16 protein-coding genes and 1 tRNA gene are annotated in these 16,949 nt (G+C 60.2%); 9 read left to right on the top strand and 8 right to left on the bottom strand.

Annotated elements, in window-relative coordinates; translation table 11 throughout:
- The first annotated feature begins 15 nt into the window (after nucleotides 1-15).
- Both ACILSO_RS16810 and ACILSO_RS16815 read left to right on the top strand, forming a co-directional pair.
- Nucleotides 16-1,515: a Gldg family protein gene (locus ACILSO_RS16810; RefSeq protein ID WP_395738594.1), complete on the top strand. Its 1,500-nt coding sequence runs from the start codon at nucleotides 16-18 to the stop codon at nucleotides 1,513-1,515.
- Nucleotides 1,516-1,531: 16 nt separating this feature from the next.
- A complete protein-coding gene (locus ACILSO_RS16815; protein WP_395738595.1) occupies nucleotides 1,532-3,367 on the top strand; it encodes a DUF4340 domain-containing protein in 1,836 nt (611 codons plus the stop codon).
- Nucleotides 3,368-3,479: 112 nt separating this feature from the next.
- Here ACILSO_RS16815 and ACILSO_RS16820 read toward each other — a convergent pair whose 3' ends face one another.
- The 4 genes from ACILSO_RS16820 to trmD form a co-directional block, all read right to left on the bottom strand.
- Nucleotides 3,480-3,602, bottom strand: a complete 123-nt coding sequence (locus ACILSO_RS16820; protein WP_395738596.1) for a hypothetical protein — start codon at nucleotides 3,600-3,602, stop codon at nucleotides 3,480-3,482.
- Between the two features lie 68 nt (nucleotides 3,603-3,670).
- Entirely contained in the window at nucleotides 3,671-5,425 is a 1,755-nt protein-coding gene (locus ACILSO_RS16825; protein ID WP_395738597.1) for a DUF6600 domain-containing protein, read from the bottom strand.
- Nucleotides 5,426-5,777: 352 nt separating this feature from the next.
- Nucleotides 5,778-5,868 (bottom strand) — tRNA-Ser (locus ACILSO_RS16830).
- Nucleotides 5,869-5,959: 91 nt separating this feature from the next.
- A complete protein-coding gene (gene trmD / locus ACILSO_RS16835; protein WP_395738598.1) occupies nucleotides 5,960-6,631 on the bottom strand; it encodes a tRNA (guanosine(37)-N1)-methyltransferase TrmD in 672 nt (223 codons plus the stop codon).
- Between the two features lie 119 nt (nucleotides 6,632-6,750).
- Between trmD and sucC the strand changes: the two genes are divergently transcribed.
- From sucC to ACILSO_RS16865, 6 genes are all read left to right on the top strand, one after another.
- Entirely contained in the window at nucleotides 6,751-7,935 is a 1,185-nt protein-coding gene (gene sucC, locus ACILSO_RS16840) for an ADP-forming succinate--CoA ligase subunit beta (RefSeq protein WP_395738599.1), read from the top strand.
- Nucleotides 7,936-8,044: 109 nt separating this feature from the next.
- Nucleotides 8,045-8,512 (top strand): pentapeptide repeat-containing protein, encoded by a 468-nt coding sequence (locus tag ACILSO_RS16845; RefSeq protein WP_395738600.1) that lies wholly within the window; start codon nucleotides 8,045-8,047, stop codon nucleotides 8,510-8,512.
- Nucleotides 8,513-8,668: 156 nt separating this feature from the next.
- Nucleotides 8,669-9,598 carry an amidohydrolase family protein gene (locus ACILSO_RS16850; RefSeq protein WP_395738601.1) on the top strand — a complete coding sequence of 310 codons (930 nt, stop codon included), beginning with the start codon at nucleotides 8,669-8,671 and terminating at the stop codon, nucleotides 9,596-9,598.
- 123 nt (nucleotides 9,599-9,721) lie between these two features.
- Nucleotides 9,722-10,255, top strand: a complete 534-nt coding sequence (locus ACILSO_RS16855; RefSeq protein WP_395738602.1) for a hypothetical protein — start codon at nucleotides 9,722-9,724, stop codon at nucleotides 10,253-10,255.
- 107 nt (nucleotides 10,256-10,362) lie between these two features.
- Nucleotides 10,363-11,316 (top strand): nitrilase-related carbon-nitrogen hydrolase, encoded by a 954-nt coding sequence (locus ACILSO_RS16860; protein ID WP_395738603.1) that lies wholly within the window; start codon nucleotides 10,363-10,365, stop codon nucleotides 11,314-11,316.
- A 32-nt stretch (nucleotides 11,317-11,348) separates the two neighbouring features.
- On the top strand, nucleotides 11,349-11,675 hold the full coding sequence (locus ACILSO_RS16865; protein ID WP_395738604.1) for a hypothetical protein: 327 nt from the start codon (nucleotides 11,349-11,351) through the stop codon (nucleotides 11,673-11,675).
- Nucleotides 11,676-11,937: 262 nt separating this feature from the next.
- Here the strand turns inward: ACILSO_RS16865 and ACILSO_RS16870 are convergent, their stop codons facing one another.
- The 3 genes from ACILSO_RS16870 to ACILSO_RS16880 are packed head-to-tail and all read right to left on the bottom strand — an operon-like array spanning nucleotide 11,938 to nucleotide 13,913.
- Nucleotides 11,938-12,213 (bottom strand): hypothetical protein, encoded by a 276-nt coding sequence (locus ACILSO_RS16870; protein ID WP_395738605.1) that lies wholly within the window; start codon nucleotides 12,211-12,213, stop codon nucleotides 11,938-11,940.
- Nucleotides 12,214-12,233: 20 nt separating this feature from the next.
- A complete protein-coding gene (locus ACILSO_RS16875; RefSeq protein WP_395738606.1) occupies nucleotides 12,234-13,412 on the bottom strand; it encodes a pyridoxal phosphate-dependent aminotransferase in 1,179 nt (392 codons plus the stop codon).
- Nucleotides 13,413-13,433: 21 nt separating this feature from the next.
- Nucleotides 13,434-13,913, bottom strand: coding sequence for an Lrp/AsnC family transcriptional regulator (locus ACILSO_RS16880; RefSeq protein WP_395738607.1), 480 nt, complete (start codon nucleotides 13,911-13,913; stop codon nucleotides 13,434-13,436).
- 225 nt (nucleotides 13,914-14,138) lie between these two features.
- Here ACILSO_RS16880 and ACILSO_RS16885 point away from each other — a divergent pair, with 225 nt between their 5' ends.
- The gene (locus tag ACILSO_RS16885) at nucleotides 14,139-15,476 is read left to right on the top strand and encodes a CCA tRNA nucleotidyltransferase (protein ID WP_395738608.1); all 1,338 of its coding nucleotides are present in this window, start codon (nucleotides 14,139-14,141) and stop codon (nucleotides 15,474-15,476) included.
- Between the two features lie 188 nt (nucleotides 15,477-15,664).
- Here the strand turns inward: ACILSO_RS16885 and ACILSO_RS16890 are convergent, their stop codons facing one another.
- Entirely contained in the window at nucleotides 15,665-16,945 is a 1,281-nt protein-coding gene (locus ACILSO_RS16890; protein ID WP_395738609.1) for a DUF1552 domain-containing protein, read from the bottom strand.
- Nucleotides 16,946-16,949 lie beyond the last annotated feature (4 nt).

Raw genomic sequence — 16,949 nt, forward strand, 5'->3', positions numbered from 1 at the left:
GCCTGACCCAACCCCATGTCAGATTCCGCCAAAAACACTCCGCCCGCGGGCGCTGAAGAAAAGCCAAGGCCCATGCCGAAGCGTGCCGGCATCGGCTTGAATGTCGCCATGCAGGTGCTTCTGGCCCTGGCTCTCTTCGCCGGCGTCAACCGCCTCAACTACTACCACTACTGGCGCTGGGATCTCAGCCCCAGCCAGGACTACACCCTCAGCCAGGCCACCCTGACCTACCTCGACAGCCTCTCGCGCGATGTGCAGATCTACATCGTCTTTGGCCGCGACTCGAAAGTCTATGGTGATGTCCAGTCTCTCCTGGATGAATACCACCTGCATGGCAGGCAGCGCATCAAGGTTCGCTCCATCGATCCCATTCGCGACATCGAACGCGCCGAGCAGCTAAAGGCGGACACCGGTCTTTCCCTGGCACAAAACGGCGTGCTGATCCGCTGCGGCGTCAACAAACGTTTCATCACCGAGGAAGAACTGGTCGTCCGAGAGTCCGGCACCAGCACCAACAAGCAGGTCATCGAGTTTCGTGGCGAAGATGCCATCACCTCTGCGCTCATGTCCGTCGTGGAAGGCCGCGTCCGCAAGTTCTACTACGTCGTGGGCAAAGGCAGCCGCTCAGACGAGGCTCAGAGCGACGCCTACAACGCCGCCATCGATCTCGGCAGGCAGCAGAATTTCGAAGTCATCCAGGTCAATCTCTCCGAGATCAGCCACGTTCCCACGGACGCCGACGGACTCCTCATTCTCGGCGCACGTTACGACCTCTCCGAGCGCGAGGTTTCCATGCTCAATGATTACTGGCAGAACAAGCGCGCGGGCATTTTTATCATGCTCGATCCCGGCGGTGAAACGACTCGCCTCAACGCCTTTCTCACCTCGATCGGCGTGCATCCCCGCGGTGACCGCGTTTTGATGGCGGAAAGCACCAGCACGGGTCCCAAAAAAGAATTCTCGGTGCTGGGTGAGTTCGCAAAGGATGTGCCCTTCACCCGCCATCTCGTCTCTTCCGCCATCACGCTGGCCGGACAGACAGAATCCCTGGAGATCGTTCAGGACAACCCAGCTCTCAAAGAGCAGGCCATCAGTGTTCAGCCCCTCATCATCGCCGCTCCGCGCTACTGGGGCGAACGCCAGTTTCTCGAAGAGCTTCCCATCGTCGACGAAGAGGACACTGTCCCGCCCATCTACGTCTCCGCCAGCATCGAACGCGGTGCCGTGCAGGATGAAAAACGCGCAGACAGTGCCCGCATGGTCGTGGTTTCCAACTCCACACTCCTCGACAAGCATACCATGCTCGCCGTGAGCCGCGACTTTGTGGCAGCCGGCCTGAACTGGCTCATGAACCGCGGAGACAACATCGGCATCCCTCCCAAGTCCAAGCACTCCTATCGTATTCAGCTCACCAGCAGGCAGCATGAGCTTATCTTCTGGATTACCTCCATCACTCTGCCGGGCATCGTGCTGGGCTTTGGCTTGATGGTCTGGGCCAGCCGCCGCGCCGCATGAAAACCGACTTTGACGCATGAGCGCACGCACCACACTCCTCCTGTTTCTGCTGGTCGCAGCCATGGGCGCGATCATCCTCGGCATCGAGCGTTATTTCCCGTCTGCCGTGGCCACCCGCGAACTCCGCCGTGGCCCCACCCGCTTCGAAAAAGAGAAAGTCACCCGCATTGAGGTGCTCAGTGCTGAAAACGTCCCGCTCACCCTCGTGCGCGATGGCAGCGCCTGGCGCATGGAGGCTCCTTTTGATGATCTGGCAGACCCTCAAAAAGTCGCCGCACTCATCCTCACACTTCACGGCGTTGACTGGGTCGCCCGCATCCATCAGGATGAGTTTGATGCGGCTGAATGGCAGAAGACCGGACTCGACAAACCGCGCTACAAAGTCCGCCTGCTCGCAGGAGATGCGCTGGCCTACGAATGCTGGTTCGGCCTGCCCGCAGCCGTGGAAAACGGCCTCTACATCGGCATTCCAGATCCCGGCAAAGGAGAGGTCGCCTACTATCTGGCCAAGAGTGGCGCGCCAGCCGTGCTGCAGATTCCAGCCTCTTCGTGGAGGGATCCTAAATTGCTGCGCCTGCCTGCCGAAGTCATCACCGGCATCACTCTGAACCAGGCCTCCGGGCAGATCGTCCTCTCCCGCGAAAATGAGCACGCTCCCTGGCAGCTCGACAAGCCTCTCAAAACCCGCGGCAGCAAGGAGCGCATCACCGAGTTGCTGTCCACTATTCTCAACATCGAAATCACCGAGGCCAAGGACACCACGGCTGCCACCAAGGAGGAGGCTCAGCCCCTGCGTGCCGATGAACTGAAAGTCACCATCGAGTCCAAGACACGCGGAAAATCCTATGAGCTGACCCTGAAGAAGCCTGCGGATGAAAAGCAGGCCACCACCACGGCCACCACATCATATCGCAAACCAGCCTTCACCGTCGTCGCCAAAAACCTCCTGTCACTCTGGGTCAGCCCGAATGCATTGCGCGACCACCTCCTCGCGCAGATTGATGGCGAGAAGATCGAGTTCATCACCATCACCAGCAAGGCGCATCCAGAGATCAACCTTCGCAACGAAGGCGGGTCCTGGTATCTTCAAAGGCATGGCAAATGGGACCCCGCGAATGGTGAACGCGTTTCCCGCTGCCTCAACGCACTGAACACCTTCGAGATCCTTCAGTTCGCGGCTGACTCCGCGGCCGATCTGGCGCCCTACGGGCTGGATGATCCCTTCCAGACCGTCACCTGGACCCCGATGCGGGAGAAGGCGGTGAAGCTCATGTTTGGCACCAATCCCGAAGGCACTCAGTTCTTTGCCAAGTATGAGAACGAGCCTTTTATCTATCGGATTGACGCCTCCCTGCTTCCATCCCTGGCCACGGAAGGCATCAAATGGAAAGGCCTTGGCGCCCTGCGCTTCACCACTTTCGCTCTGCGTCGCATCACCATGTCCACCGGGGCCAATGCCCCCATCGTTCTCGACTACAACCCCGTCACGGCAGAATGGAAGGCTACTCGGGGAGGGCGCGATGTCACTGCGGAGCTTGATCGGGTCAAAGCAGACCAGCTCGCGGGCAACCTTGCTCGCTTCACCGTGCAGGACTGGGCCGCCGACCGCAGCGATGCGCTCCAAGCACTGAAAACTCCTTTCCTTACCATTCAGATTGTCCTCGGCGAACCCGGCCGCCTGGACGGTCCCGTGCGTGAGATCGAGATTCTGTTTTCTCCCACGCAGCCCAATGCCTCGACTGCATTCTACTTTGGACAGATCAAGGACGACCCGGACATCTTTTACATTTCGAACAATGCCCTGCTGCAGATCGCGGGCATCAATGTCTTCAAGCCCAAGCCGGCGAAATGATCCTCTGGCTGCTGCGGCCGCTCGCAGCGTCTTCTCCTGCACGCAAAAAAATGCGCCGGACGGAATGTCCGGCGCACTTCGAATCAGATGCCTGCAGGCTTCTGGCAGCAGCTTAATGATTGCCGCCGCTCAGAAGGTAAAAGATCAGCAGAACAGGAAGCGGCACGCCCAGGAGCCAAAGTACTGCCCAGCCAATTTTACCTTCATTGTAATATTGTTTGAATTTCGTTTTCATAGGGGTTGTGGTTCAAGACTTATTCGCGTTTCACGCAGCGCGCGGATGGGTGCCAGATAGGAACGGTTTCAATGCTTCTTCCCCGGCCGACCCGGTGCCTGAGGAGCTGCCGCCGGAGGTGCGCTTTGCGGCGGGGCAACGGGAGTCATGGGCGGTGCCTGACCACCTTGCGGAGGCAGAGGACGAATGGGTGCGGGCTGCTGCGGCGGAGGCATTGGTGCGGGTTTGGCCTGGGGCGGGACGACTGGCGCAGGAGTGACGTGCGGCGGCTGCATCGGCACCGGTTTGCCGGGCGGCTTCTCGGGAGGCGATGGCGGTGCGCCGGGCGGATGTCCTGGCGGGTGCTCCATCTGGGAGCGGCCAGGTGTATGTCCGGGAGCGCCGGGAAAACCACGATGAGTTTCAGATCCTCCCGGAGTGTTCGGATTTCGATCCTTCACGGGTGGCGGAGGCGTCGTGTCCTGGCGCGGCTGAGGTGGGGCCGAAGGAGGCTGGTTGCCAGGATTCACCGGCGGAAAGCCAGGTCGGTTACGTGGCCCCGCGTCGGCCGGAGATCCATTTTTTTCACCAGGTCTCATGCCCGGCTGCGGGTTTCCGTCGCGATGTTCACGGTGCGGCAGTCCTGGCTGAGGGACAATTCCCCCGTTGCCGGGTTCATCCTTCTTCTTGCTGGGAATTCCAGGAGGACGATTGTCTGAAATGGGTTTCGCTGGCCGAATTTCTTCTGCTGGCTGATGAGGATCAGTGTTTGGCAGTGGAATCCCGCCTCCACGCCCGGCGCGCTCATGGGGTTCAAGGGTCCGGCCAAAAGCAGGCGGAGGCACGGCGCTCGTCGCGGGCTGCATGCTCTTGTCTGGCAGCATGGGGGGCTTCATCCGAGCCAGTTCATCACGCTGCTTCTGCCGCAGCTCCTCGGCGTTTTGCACGCCTTTGGCTCCGCGCCAGCCGCGGTCAATCTCAGGCTGCTGAAAAGCTTCGCGCACCTTCGATGGAAAAACCTGGGAAGCACCTCGGCGGATGGATGGCGCTGCAATGACCAGCTGATCCTGCTCCACTCGCGAAGGATTGCCCATTCCGCGATGCGGCGCACCACCATCACGGTGCTCCAGCCAGTCGCGGCGAAATCCCTCTTCATCACGCCGCAGGTTCAGGCGTCGCACCTGATTACCACCGAAGCCGTCAATGCGCTGAGGATCCGGCCCACCCACAAAGACATGGCTCATCGCATTCTGCTGAAAGCGAGTCTGGGTGATGTTCACCGACTGGTCATAGAAACTGAAATTCCGGCTGCGATCCATGATGAACGGCCGCAGCGATGAACGGCTCGCGAAGGCAGTGAACGGCACGAAGTTATAGTAGGAGGGGCCGACATCGTAATAGCTGTCCGTCCAGCCCCCGAAGCCGATGTTGGGGACCCAGGCAGCCTCAGGAGGCAGCGGTGCCCATCCAATCTGGCTCTGCGTCTGCCGCCAGGAGACCCACGCAGGCGCCCACTCATACCCCGGCACCCAGAACCAGTGGTGCTGCATGCGGATCCAGCGCCCGTAGTGATACGTCAGCCATCCGAAGTCCTCGTTGGACATCCAGGTCCAGCCCGCATCGGTGTAAACCCAGCTGCCGTCGGAATACGGGGCCCACCCCGGCTGCTGGGACGCGAGTGGCTGCCACACATAGCCATAGTTGGGAGTGTAAACCCAGTCGCCGTAGGGGCTGAGTGCATCATAAAAGAAATCGACGGGCACGGAATCGTCCGCACGCGCCGGAGTTAGCGGAGCAGCCACCGCTATCAGGGTGGCAAATAGAAGGAGAAAAGTTCGTTTCATGGTTGAGCAGAAGGTTTGGCACACTGGGGGTTGTGGCATTCTCCGCAGACTCTTCGTTCTCGAACAATCCAGGCTGAGATGCCGGTAGTTAGCACGCACCGTTACTCCCGAGGATCGACAGGCATCGGCTTCGCGGATGCCTGCTTTCAGGGCCGACCTCTTCTCCGACCGGCTGACGTCCGCCCTTCCCGTAAGGCAGCACCCCGCTCGCAGCATCAGGGGGGAGAAAAACCAACCCATCTCAGCGACTTGCACGAGAATGCGGACGCCTTCCGGGAGCACTCGACGCGACTTTCATCTGGAAACCTCCAGATCTGGAGGAAATGCCTCGCCTCTTTTGGTCGGAGGACAATGGCGGTGAGGGAGGGATTCGAACCCTCGGTAGCTGTTAAGGCTACGCATCTTTAGCAAAGATGTGCTTTCGACCACTCAGCCACCTCACCAATAGTTGTGTCGCGGCCGGACGGCCAGCGGGTCGCTATTTAGCGTGCTGCCTGCCGAATCGTCAAACGAAATGTCATTCCAGCACGAATCTCAGCCGATTAAATCCGGCCGGTTCGCACGTGTCCGCTCCAGCGCCTGCTGCGCCCGCCATGCCGCGATCTTCGCGTGGTTCCCGCTCAGCAGCATTTCCGGCACCTTCATGCCGCGATATTCCGCCGGCTTCGTATACTGCGGCGCCTCCAGCAGCCCGCTCTCCCCAAAGCTCTCCTCCACGGCGCTCATCTCGTCTCCCAGCACTCCGGGCAGCAGGCGCACGATCGCATCCATCACCACCACGGCGGCGATGGCTCCGTTCGTCAGCACATAATCTCCCAGGCTGATCTCCTCGTCCACCCAGTGCTCAATGATCCGGTGGTCAATGCCCTCGTAATGACCCGAAAGAAAAATCAGGTGCGGTTCCGCGGAAAGCCGCCGCGCGGTGGCCTGATCAAAGCGTTTTCCCGCAGGCGAGAGATAAATGATGCGTGCCTCAGGGCCGTCCAGGCGGTCCAGCGTTTCAAACACCGGCTCCGGGCGGATCACCATCCCCTGCCCGCCCCCGTAGGGAGTGTCGTCCACATGCCGGTGCTTCCCGAGGCCCTGCTCGCGCAGGTCATGCACCCTCAGGTCCAGAATTCCCTTTTCCTGCGCACGGCCCATCATGCTCAGGCCCATTGGCACCGAGACCAGTTCTGGGAACAGCGTCACCACATCGATTTGCATCTGTGCGCTATGCCGCAGCCTTTCCTGCACGGCAAGCCCGGCATTCTCACCTTCGCCGGGAATGCGCCTTGACGCTTCCGGCCACACTCCTACTATCGCGGCTCCCCCATTTTCTCTCCATGAACATCCACGAGTACCAAGCCAAGCAACTGTTCGAAAAATTCGGCGTCGCCAGTCCTAAAGGAATCGTCGCCAGCACGGCGGCAGAAGCAGGAGCCGCCGCACGCGAAATCGGTGGCACCGGACTCGTGGTAAAAGCCCAGGTTCATGCCGGTGGCCGCGGCAAGGGCACCTTCAAAAATGGTTTCAAAGGCGGCGTCCATGTCATCAACACCCCCGAGGAAGCCGAAGACATCGCGGGCAAGATGCTCGGCCAGACCCTCGTCACCCACCAGACCGGCCCGGAAGGCAAGCTGGTGAGCAAGGTCCTCATCGCCAAGGCTGTCAACATCACCAAGGAATACTACTTCGCCATCCTCTTTGACCGCGGCTCCAGCAGCCACGCCATCATTGCCTCCACCGAAGGCGGCATGAACATCGAGGAAGTCGCCGAGAAGACCCCGGAGAAGATCACCAAGGAGTTCATCCACCCCACCATCGGCCTCCAGGCCTACCAGTGCCGCAAAATCGCCGCCTCCCTCAACCTTCGTGGCGCGCTGATGAACCAGGCCGTGAAGCTCTTCACCGCCATGTGGAACCTCTACCTCAAGAGCGACTGCTCCCTGGTGGAAATCAACCCGCTCGCCATCACCGATGACAACCAGGTCGTGGCGCTGGATGCCAAGTTCAACTTCGACGACAACGCCCTCTACCGCCAGAAGGACGTCACCGCCATGCGCGACACCACGGAAGAAGATCCGCGCGAAGTGGCCGCCAGCGAATTCGGTCTGAACTACATCGGCCTCGATGGCAACATCGCCTGCCTTGTGAACGGTGCCGGCCTGGCCATGTCCACCATGGACATCATCAAGTTCCACGGCGGCGAGCCTGCCAACTTCCTCGACGTCGGCGGCGGCGCCACCAAGGAGCAGGTCACGGCGGCCTTCAAGATCATCCTTGGCGACCCGAATGTGAAGGGCATCCTTGTGAACATCTTTGGCGGCATCATGGACTGCAACATCATCGCCACCGGCATCATCGCCGCTGCGCAGGAAGTGTCCCTGAGCATCCCGCTCGTCGTCCGTCTCGAAGGCAACAACGTCGAAGCCGGCAAGGCCACTCTCGCCGCCAGCGGCCTCAAGGTCACCAGCGCCAGCGATCTGACCGACGCCGCGCAGAAGATCGTCGCCGCCGTCAACGGCTGACCGTAGTGCAACCGTCTCGGTTGCTCCGGCATTGAGGCAGTTCCTGATTCTCAAACAAGTTTGAAAACCCGATTTACGGCTCCGTAAATCGGGTTTTCATTTGGCCACCATGGCCAGCATCACCACCGAAGAACTCCTCGCTCACTCTCAATGGCTCGAAAGCGGAGGCAAAAGCGGCCGCAAGATCGACGAAACCGGCATGAACCTCGCGGGTGCCACCTTGAATGATATCAACCTGGCCAAGGCTCATTTCGTCGGCACCACCTTTTCCAAGGCCAATCTGGCAGGCAGCAATCTTTCCGGTGCCGACTTTAGCGGAGCCAATCTGGACAACGTCAATTTCACCGGCACCAACCTCAGTGGCGCAGACCTCGCCGGCGTCTCCCTCCGCCACGCGAACCTGAGCAATGCCAACGTCCGTGGTGCAGACCTTTCCGGAGCCAACCTCGAAGGGGCCAATCTCACCAACGCCGACTTCACCAATGCCGACCTGATCGCCGCAAACCTCAACGGCACCATCCAGATCGGCATGGTTTACACCGACGCGATCCTCGCAGACACGCAAGGATTGAAGTAACACGCGCGCACGTTCCGAGTTCGCCGCACTCCATCATCATCTAAAACTTCGCGCCTGTGGAGGAACCATCTCGCTCCGCCGAGATGAGTCCAGCGCCTGCGCACTCACTGGGTGCGTTCCTCCGCAACATCCCCTTCCGCCGGGCGTAATGTCTCCATGCCATCACGCCGCACCTTCCTGTCCACCGGACTCGCCGCCGTCGCCTCACGCGCTCTGGCCCAAACGCCCTCCCCCGCTGAGCCGGTCATCGACATCCATCAGCACATGAACTACCACAAGCGGGCGGATGAGCACCTTATCGCGCATCAGCAGATGATGGGAGTGACCACCACGATCATCCTGCCGGCAGGCACGTACCTGGACCGCCCATCCACGCACAATGGCAAGTCCAACGGCCTCGCCGCCCAATGCGCCACCACCGAGGCCGCATACAACTTCGCCAAGGCCCACTCCGGCGCCTACCTCTGGGCTGCCAACGAGGTCACCGACCTCGACTCCGCTCCCGCCGAGATCGAAAAATGGCTCAAGCAGGGCGCCTGCATGATCGGCGAGCAGAAGTTCATGGTGCAGTGCGACTCCCCCGAGAGCCAGAAACTCTACGCCCTCGCCGCCGCTTACAACGTCCCCATCCTCCTCCACTTCCAGCATCAAACCTACAATCTCGGCTACGACCGCTTTCACACCATGCTGGAGAAGTTTCCCAAGACGAATTTCATCGGCCATGCCCAGGCATTCTGGGGCAACATCGACAAAAACCATGATCAAAAGGTGAACTATCCCAAAGGCAAGGTCACGCCCGGCGGCATCACCGACCGCTACCTCGCCGACTACCCCAACATGTTTGCCGACATGTCCGCAGGCAGTGGCCTCCTCGCTCTCACCCGCGATGAAGAGCAAACCACCCCCTTCTTCGAGCGCCACCAGGACAAGATCCTCTACGGCAGCGACTGCGCCGACCACTTTGGCCGCGGTCCCGGCTGCCAGGGAGCCCAAACCCTTGCCGCCATCCGTAAACTCTCTCCCAACAAGACCGTGGAACGCAAGATTCTCTTCGAGAACTCCAAAAAACTGTTCCGCCTCGTGTAACCAGCACCCAGTTTTCTGTCTGTCTTAAGGTAAGGGTGATCGAGACGATTGATTTCATCTTGAGTGCCCTGGGTCATTCGTGATCCAGAGCCGGGCTCGGTCATCCGCCCAATCCTAAATCTTATGAACACGACACTCGAAACTCCCCAGGCCGGTTCCCCCAGTAAATCGTGGCTGCCAATGGCTCTAATCTACGGTCTCAACTTCGGACTGTTCCTTTCAGTGCTGACACGCAGCCTCGCAGTCGGCTTTTCAATCGGTCTGGCCGTTGGCTGCCTCTTTGCGGCTTTCATGTCGGAGTTCGTCCGCAGCCAGACCTGTAAATTCGCGGCTTCACAGCCCGACTTTGGTGCCGAAACCATTGTCCACACCGGCCCCGCCAATCACTTCAAACGCCTGGATAGCGTCGGCGGCCACCTCTGGCTTACCAGCGGTCAGCTGCGTTTCCGCTCGCATAAACTGAACCTGCAAAACCACGAGTGGACCGTCTCACTGGCAGACGTTGCATCGGCGCAGACCGCGAAAACCCTCGGCATCATCCCCAATGGCCTGCGCATCCGCCTCGCATCCGGCGAAGAGCATCGCTTTGTCGTCAACGATCCTGACCACTGGGTTCAGGCCATCACGCAGGCGAGGCAGGATCAAACTTCCGCATGACGGCAGCGCCACGCCTTTCAGTTTCGCCACTCGCAGTTTTTGCCCTCGGCCCCAGCTAATCGGCCTCTTGCATCTTCTACTCTGCTGCCCCCCATTAGGCACCAGCCATGCCAGATTCTGAATCCAGCAAAAACGCAGCCTCCCGCGCCAATGTCAAAGTCGAGGCTTGGACCTTCGATGTCGGCGATGCCGGAAAAACGATCGACAGCTTTGCCGAGCACGTCATCCATCAAGTCGAGACCTCCTGGGCCAGTGGCGTGGACATCGTCCTCCTTCCTGAGTTCCTCTGGGCCGCATTGGAGCCCCTGCTCCCCGACAAAGATTCAGACATGGACGACATCGCCAAGGTCGTCTGGGTGGACCTCATGCCCAAGCTCAAGCAGCGTCTCTCCCGCAAAGGCAAGCATGCCGTGCTCGGCACCGCCCCCTTTCTCGACACCTCCAACAGACACCTCTACAACCGCGCCATCATTTTCAGCGATGGCCGTCTCCTCCATCAGGACAAGCTCTTCCTCACCCCCTGGGAGCATGAATTCCACGCCGGAAGAGAACTCTACGTTTTTGAGATGTCCGGGCTGCGCGTGGCCATCGTCATCTGCCTCGACATCGAAGTCCCCGAACTCAGCGCCCGACTGCGTGGCCTGAATATCGACCTCCTCCTCGTCCCCAGCGCCACGGAAACCATCTACGGCAGCGAGCGCGTCACCCGCTGCGCCTCCGCCCGCGCCATCGAACTCGGCTGCGCCGTCGTCGTCTGCCCTCTCGTTGGCAAATGCGACTCTAGCATGGTCAATCTGAACCTCGGCAAGATCGCCATGTATCTGCCCGCCCTCAAAGCTTTCGATGCCTACGACCGCACCGAAGACACCCGCCTCGTCCATCAGGGCTGGCACGCCCTCCGCGTCGAAGTCCCCGAATCCGTCATTCATGAAGCCCACCGTCGGCGCAAAGAAACCAATCCCTCCCAGCTCAGCGTCAACATGACCCCCGACGAAGTCCAGATCGACGAAAGTGCCCGCGACGCCAAGCCCAAGAAAGTTGTCCGCCACGAGCGCATGTGAAAACAGACCGCGCCTGATCATCACCCATCTTCATGAAGCAAAAGCTCCTCGCCATAGGCAGCATCGTCTTTCCCCTGCTGTTTATGGCAGAAACGATTGCTCTGTGGCTCATGACTCAAAACATGGCGCCAGACGCGACCATCCCGCGCCACCTTCTGCCATGGGTCCTGCTGGGCATGGCCATGCTCCTTGTCACCATCATCGGGATCTGGTTTTACATCGTCTATTTCATGATCCACGCCATCCGCAATCAGGCGCTCTCAAACGGCATGAAAGCCGTCTGGGCCACGGCGTTGTGGTGCCTCAATGTCGCCGCCATCCCCGCCTACTGGTTCATCCACGTTCGCACCCGCAAGTGAAGCCCGCCCGCACACAGTTGCCCGGCGTGTCGGCCCCCGTCTTCAAACTCGCCTCAGCCCCAAAGGGGCTGCGTCATTCAGCCCAGGGTCAGCCGAGCCAAAGCGAGGCGACCCTGGGTTACGTCAAGCAGCTCGGAAAGCAAAGCCAGCGCTTCGCCGCATCTGCAGGCTTCCAGCAGCGTCTGTAAAAAGCTCCGTCGCACGCCTGCGCACAACGCCGCCGCCACAACACAAACCCCTCACAGCGCAGCCTCAACCTGATTTACCCAAGGCTGATCCAAAGCGTCGTCACAAACCATCCAGCGGCGAGTCCTCCAGTCAGCCAGCTGAACCTCTTACGCCGAAGATCTCGCACACCGATCGCGATGCAAACGCACCCCAGCAGCCCCAGCACCACCGCCGGGAGATAACGCTGTTTGACCACAAAGCACGCGACCAGCCAAATCGGCCCGCCAACAAACATCGCTGCCGCAAGACAGCCGTAGAAGACAAGCTCGATGGCATCCAATCCATCGAGCAGTCTCCACAGCCATTTCATCGCTTTGGGAAGTTAGGAATTCACTTCTTCCCGCGCACCTCGTTCACAAACTCCTCCATCAGATCCATCGCCTTCGCGATCAGATCCGGAGCAGTCGCATAGCAGCAGCGCACAAAGCCTTCACCCGCACTGCTGAAGGCGCTTCCCGGCACCACGGCCACGCTCTTCTTCTCCAGCAGCTGAATGGCAAACTCCTTGCTCGTCAGCCCCGTGCTGCGGATCTCAGGGAACACATAGAAAGCCCCGCCCGGATTGAAGCAATGCAGCCCCATTCCGTTCAGGCGGCTCACGATCAGATTGCGCCGCTGCTCGTAGCTTTGGCGCATGTCCTCATACGCAGACTCGCCCATCTTCAGCGCTTCAATGCCCGCCATCTGGCTCATGATCGGCGCGCACAGCATGCAGTACTGGTGGATCTTCATCATCGCCTCGCGCAGCGGTGCCGGAGCGCAAGCATAGCCCAGGCGCCAGCCGGTCATCGCAAACGCCTTGCTGAAACCATGCAGCAGCACCGTGCGCTCCCGCATTCCTGGAAACTCCACGATGCTCTTGTGCTGCCGCCCATCATACAGCAGCTCGCTGTAGATCTCGTCCGTAAACACAAACAGATCATGCTTCACCGCCAGCGCCGCGATCTTCGCCAGTTCCTCATGCGGCATGATGCCGCCCGTCGGATTCGTCGGGAAATTCAGCGCGATGACCTTCGTCTTCGGTGTGATCGCCTTCTCCACATCCTCCGCCATCAGCGCAAATTCATTCTCCTCACGCGTCTGCACCACCACCGGCACGCCGTAGGCCATCTTGATGCTCGGGCTGTAGGACACATAGCAAGGCTCATGATAAATGACCTCGTCTCCCGGATTCAGCACCGCACGAAACGCGATATCCAGTGCCTCCGAAACACCCACCGTCACCAGAATCTCCGTCTTCGGATCATACGTAGTGCGGAAATGCTTCGTCACATACTCGCTGATGCCAACGCGCAGCGACTCAAGCCCCAGGTTTGAAGTATAACTCGTCTGCCCCTTTTCCAACGAGCGGATCACCGCCTCGCGGATCGGCCACGGTGTCGGCTTGTCAGGCTCGCCGACACCGAGAGAAATGACATCGGTGCGGCCGATGACCAGTTCGAAGAAATCGCGGATGCCGGAGCGCGGCAGATCGCGAATGATGGTTGAAATTTTGTTGTCGTAATCCATGACCTCAGGTTCCTCTTCAAATCATGGACTCACCGGCAGGCGCTCTTCGTCGCCTCCGGAATTCGCGAGAAACCCGCCCTCTTTGTACGCCTTCAGCTGAAAGCGCGTCGCTGTGGAAAGCACACCACCCAGGGTGCTGAGCTTTTCAGCCACAAACGTCGCCACATCCAGCAAGTCCTTGCCCTCGACGATCACAGCCAGGTCATACCCGCCGCTCATGAGAAAACATTCACGCACCTGGTCAAACTTCGAAATACGCCGTGCCAGCCGGTCAAAGCCGCCGTCACGCTCGGGGGCGATCCGCACCTCGATCAATGCCGTCACCCCACGATGCCCCGCTTTCAGACGGTCAACCACAGCGCTGTAACCCAAAATCGTGCCATCGGCCTCGGCGGCGGCGATCCGTGAAGCGACTTCGGATTCCGTGAGGCCCAAGGCTGCGGCCATCTCATGATGGGAGCGATTGGAGTTATTGTGCAGTAGTTCGATAAGCGGGTCCATAATAGGGGTCGCGATTGTAACTCGCCTTGCCCGTTTGAACAGCGGAAACTGGATCACCTCAACTCGCGCCAGCGTCCCCGGACTGCGGCGCTTCACCGCCGCTCTCGCCACACCCACCGCAATCAAGTCCCCAAAGAATACTCTTCCCTCCCCCCCAACACGCAAACTCCCCAATCCCCCTGTTCAGGTTGACCCCTACCCTCCCCACGCTGAACGTCTCCTTCCATGCGCTCCTCTGCCATCAAAGTCATCCAAAAGCTCACCCACGCCGGACACACTGCCCTCCTCGCCGGCGGTTGCGTGCGCGACATGCTTCTCGGGCGCGAAGCCAAGGACTACGACGTCGCCACCAGCGCCACGCCCGAGCAAGTCGTCTCCCTCTTCCCGGGCGCGCAAACCGTGGGCGCTCACTTCGGCGTCGTCATCGTCCGCCTCGACCATCAGCACATCGAAGTCGCCACCTTCCGCAGCGATGGCAGCTACAGCGATGGCCGCCGCCCCGACAGCGTCACCTATTCCACGCCCGAGCTCGACGCCCAGCGCCGCGACTTCACCATCAACGGCCTCTTCTTCGATCCCCTCACCGACCAGGTCATCGACTACGTCGGCGGCCAGGCCGATCTCCGCATGGGCCTCCTCCGCGCCATCGGCGTCGCCAAAGACCGCTTTGAGGAAGACCACCTCCGCATGCTCCGCGCCGTCCGCTTCGCCACCGTCCTCGGCTTCGATATAGAGCACGCCACCTGGGAATCCATCTGCGGCCTCGCCCCCAAAATCAAAAGCGTCAGCATCGAGCGCATCCGCGAGGAGTTCGTCAAAATCATGCTCCACCCCAATCGCGTGCGCGGCTTCGACCTCCTTGTGAACAGCGGCCTCATGGAGCAGTTCCTGCCCGAAATACTCGCCCTCCAAGGCTGCGAGCAGCCCCCTCAATTCCACCCCGAAGGCGATGTCTTCATCCACACCCGCCTCATGCTCAGCCTGCTGCCCGCCGAGGTCTCCGTGCCCTTGGTCATGAGCGTCCTCCTCCACGACATCTGCAAACCGGCCACGCAAACCCGCGACGCCGACACCGGCCGCATCCGCTTCAACGGCCACGACAAACTCGGCGCTGAAAAGACCGGCGAAATCATGCGCCGCATGAAGTTCTCCAACGATATCATTGAGCCCACCGTCATCGCCGTCGAAAACCACATGGTCTTCAAGGACGTCAAAAAGATGCGCACCGCCAAGCTCCGTCGCTTCATGGCCCGCCCCTCATTCGATGACGAACTCGCCCTCCACCGTGTCGATTGCCTCGGCTCCAACGGCTGGCTCGACAACTACGAGTTCCTCCTCGCGAAGCGCAATGAACTCTCCAGCGAGCCCATGCTTCCCCCGCGCATCATCACCGGCGCCGACTTGATCGCCATCGGCTGGCACGCCGGCAAAGCCCTCGGCAAACTCCTCACCACCCTCCAAACCCTCCAGCTCGAAGGCACCCTCAAAACTAAAGAAGACGCCCTCGCCTGGGTGTCAGAACACGCCCCCGTTCCAGACGTCTTCGACGCCGTCGAAGAATAATTCTGAAGTACGATAGACACTCCTGTCTGTCGATCAGCGCGCCGCCAAAACCCACGACTCCCAAACACTCCCCTCAATACCGCCACAGCAACGGCATGGTCCTCCCGCTGCGCCCGTTGGTGGTGAATAGTGCACCAGCATGCTGGCGGTGCCGCTCATCGACGGACAAGAGTGTCCATCGTACTGCCCTACACCACCAGCCCCGGCAGACTCGTCCCCGAGCTAGATCCAAACGCATCCGCCTCGATCCCCATGCGCTGCATCATCTGCACAAACAGATTGCACATCGGCTGATTGTTCTTCGCATCAAACGCCAGGTGCTGTCCATGCTTGAAGCCACCACCGCCAAACACCAGTGGCAGGTTGTGCCAGTCATGGCTGTTCGCATTGCCAAGGTTGCTTCCAAACAGCACCATCGTGTTGTCCAGCAGTGAGCCATTGGCCTCCTTCTTCGCTTTCAGCGCCGTATACAAACCATTCAAAGCCTCAAACTCCGCCCGCTCAATCCGCTGAAGCTGCTCAATCTTGAGCGGGTCCTGCCCGTGATGCGAAAGATTGTGGTGCACCATCGTCACCCCGTTGATCAGCGGCACATCTCCACGCCCCTGCACCAAAACGGTAATCGCCCGCGTGCTGTCCGTCTGCAGCGCCAGCGGGATCAGATCAAATAGCAGCCTCATCCGCGCGATCAGATCCGCCTCATTGTCCACATCCGTCGGCTGCTTCGCATCCACCTTCGGCTTCGGCTTCTGCACCCACGCTTCGGACTTCAGCATCCGCTCCTCCATCTCACGCACGGAGGTGTAGTACTCATCCAGCTTTTCCTTGTCCGACGCACCCACACGTTTCTCAAACCGCTTCGCTTCGGCCTGCACGGTGTCCATGATGCTACGACCTTCCTTCAGCTTGCGCATCTGGTTGTGAATCTCTCCCGGCGTCCCATCCAGAAACAGCTTGGCAAACACCTGCGAAGGCTTCGACTGCGCCTGCACCATCACACCGCTGCGTGTGTAGCTCTGGCTGCCCTGCCCCGCCGTGCTCAGCGCCAGCGAAGGGTAGCGCGTCTCATGCCCGATCTTCTCCGCCACAAACTGGTCGATCGACACCGTGTTGCGAAATCCCCCCAGCCCCGGTCCGCGTGCGGAAGTCAGCCACGTCATCTCAGACGTATGCCCGTCCGCCCCCGCCTGATCCGGATGGCAAACCCCGGAGAGCACCGTGAAGTCCTCCCGATGATCCTTCAGCGCCTCAAGATACGGCGTCAGCGCATACCCACGCCCCGTCTCCTTCGGGAACAACGACGGCCCATAGATCCCCAGCGAGGCACAGGCAAACACCATCCTCTTCGGCGGAGTCGCAGCCGCCGCACTCGAAAGCCTCGGCATCATCGCCTCCAAAAACGGCAGAGCCAGCGAGACACCAGAGCCGTGCAAAAAGGAACGGCGGGAAAGAGCAGGACGTGTGATCATGAGA

The sequence above is a fragment of the Prosthecobacter sp. genome (assembly GCF_044226605.1).
Taxonomy (GTDB): Bacteria; Verrucomicrobiota; Verrucomicrobiia; order Verrucomicrobiales; family Verrucomicrobiaceae; genus Prosthecobacter.

Coding starts and splice junctions, on each gene's coding strand:
- ACILSO_RS16845 (WP_395738600.1), top strand. CDS start 8,045: ATGGCCAGCATCACCACCGAAGAACTCCTCGCTCACTCTCAATGGCTC.
- ACILSO_RS16865 (WP_395738604.1), top strand. CDS start 11,349: ATGAAGCAAAAGCTCCTCGCCATAGGCAGCATCGTCTTTCCCCTGCTG.
- ACILSO_RS16810 (WP_395738594.1), top strand. CDS start 16: ATGTCAGATTCCGCCAAAAACACTCCGCCCGCGGGCGCTGAAGAAAAG.
- ACILSO_RS16860 (WP_395738603.1), top strand. CDS start 10,363: ATGCCAGATTCTGAATCCAGCAAAAACGCAGCCTCCCGCGCCAATGTC.
- sucC (WP_395738599.1), top strand. CDS start 6,751: ATGAACATCCACGAGTACCAAGCCAAGCAACTGTTCGAAAAATTCGGC.
- ACILSO_RS16870 (WP_395738605.1), bottom strand. CDS start 12,213: ATGAAATGGCTGTGGAGACTGCTCGATGGATTGGATGCCATCGAGCTT.
- ACILSO_RS16890 (WP_395738609.1), bottom strand. CDS start 16,945: ATGATCACACGTCCTGCTCTTTCCCGCCGTTCCTTTTTGCACGGCTCT.
- ACILSO_RS16885 (WP_395738608.1), top strand. CDS start 14,139: ATGCGCTCCTCTGCCATCAAAGTCATCCAAAAGCTCACCCACGCCGGA.
- ACILSO_RS16880 (WP_395738607.1), bottom strand. CDS start 13,913: ATGGACCCGCTTATCGAACTACTGCACAATAACTCCAATCGCTCCCAT.
- ACILSO_RS16875 (WP_395738606.1), bottom strand. CDS start 13,412: ATGGATTACGACAACAAAATTTCAACCATCATTCGCGATCTGCCGCGC.
- ACILSO_RS16855 (WP_395738602.1), top strand. CDS start 9,722: ATGAACACGACACTCGAAACTCCCCAGGCCGGTTCCCCCAGTAAATCG.
- ACILSO_RS16825 (WP_395738597.1), bottom strand. CDS start 5,425: ATGAAACGAACTTTTCTCCTTCTATTTGCCACCCTGATAGCGGTGGCT.
- ACILSO_RS16850 (WP_395738601.1), top strand. CDS start 8,669: ATGCCATCACGCCGCACCTTCCTGTCCACCGGACTCGCCGCCGTCGCC.
- ACILSO_RS16820 (WP_395738596.1), bottom strand. CDS start 3,602: ATGAAAACGAAATTCAAACAATATTACAATGAAGGTAAAATTGGCTGG.
- trmD (WP_395738598.1), bottom strand. CDS start 6,631: ATGCAAATCGATGTGGTGACGCTGTTCCCAGAACTGGTCTCGGTGCCA.
- ACILSO_RS16815 (WP_395738595.1), top strand. CDS start 1,532: ATGAGCGCACGCACCACACTCCTCCTGTTTCTGCTGGTCGCAGCCATG.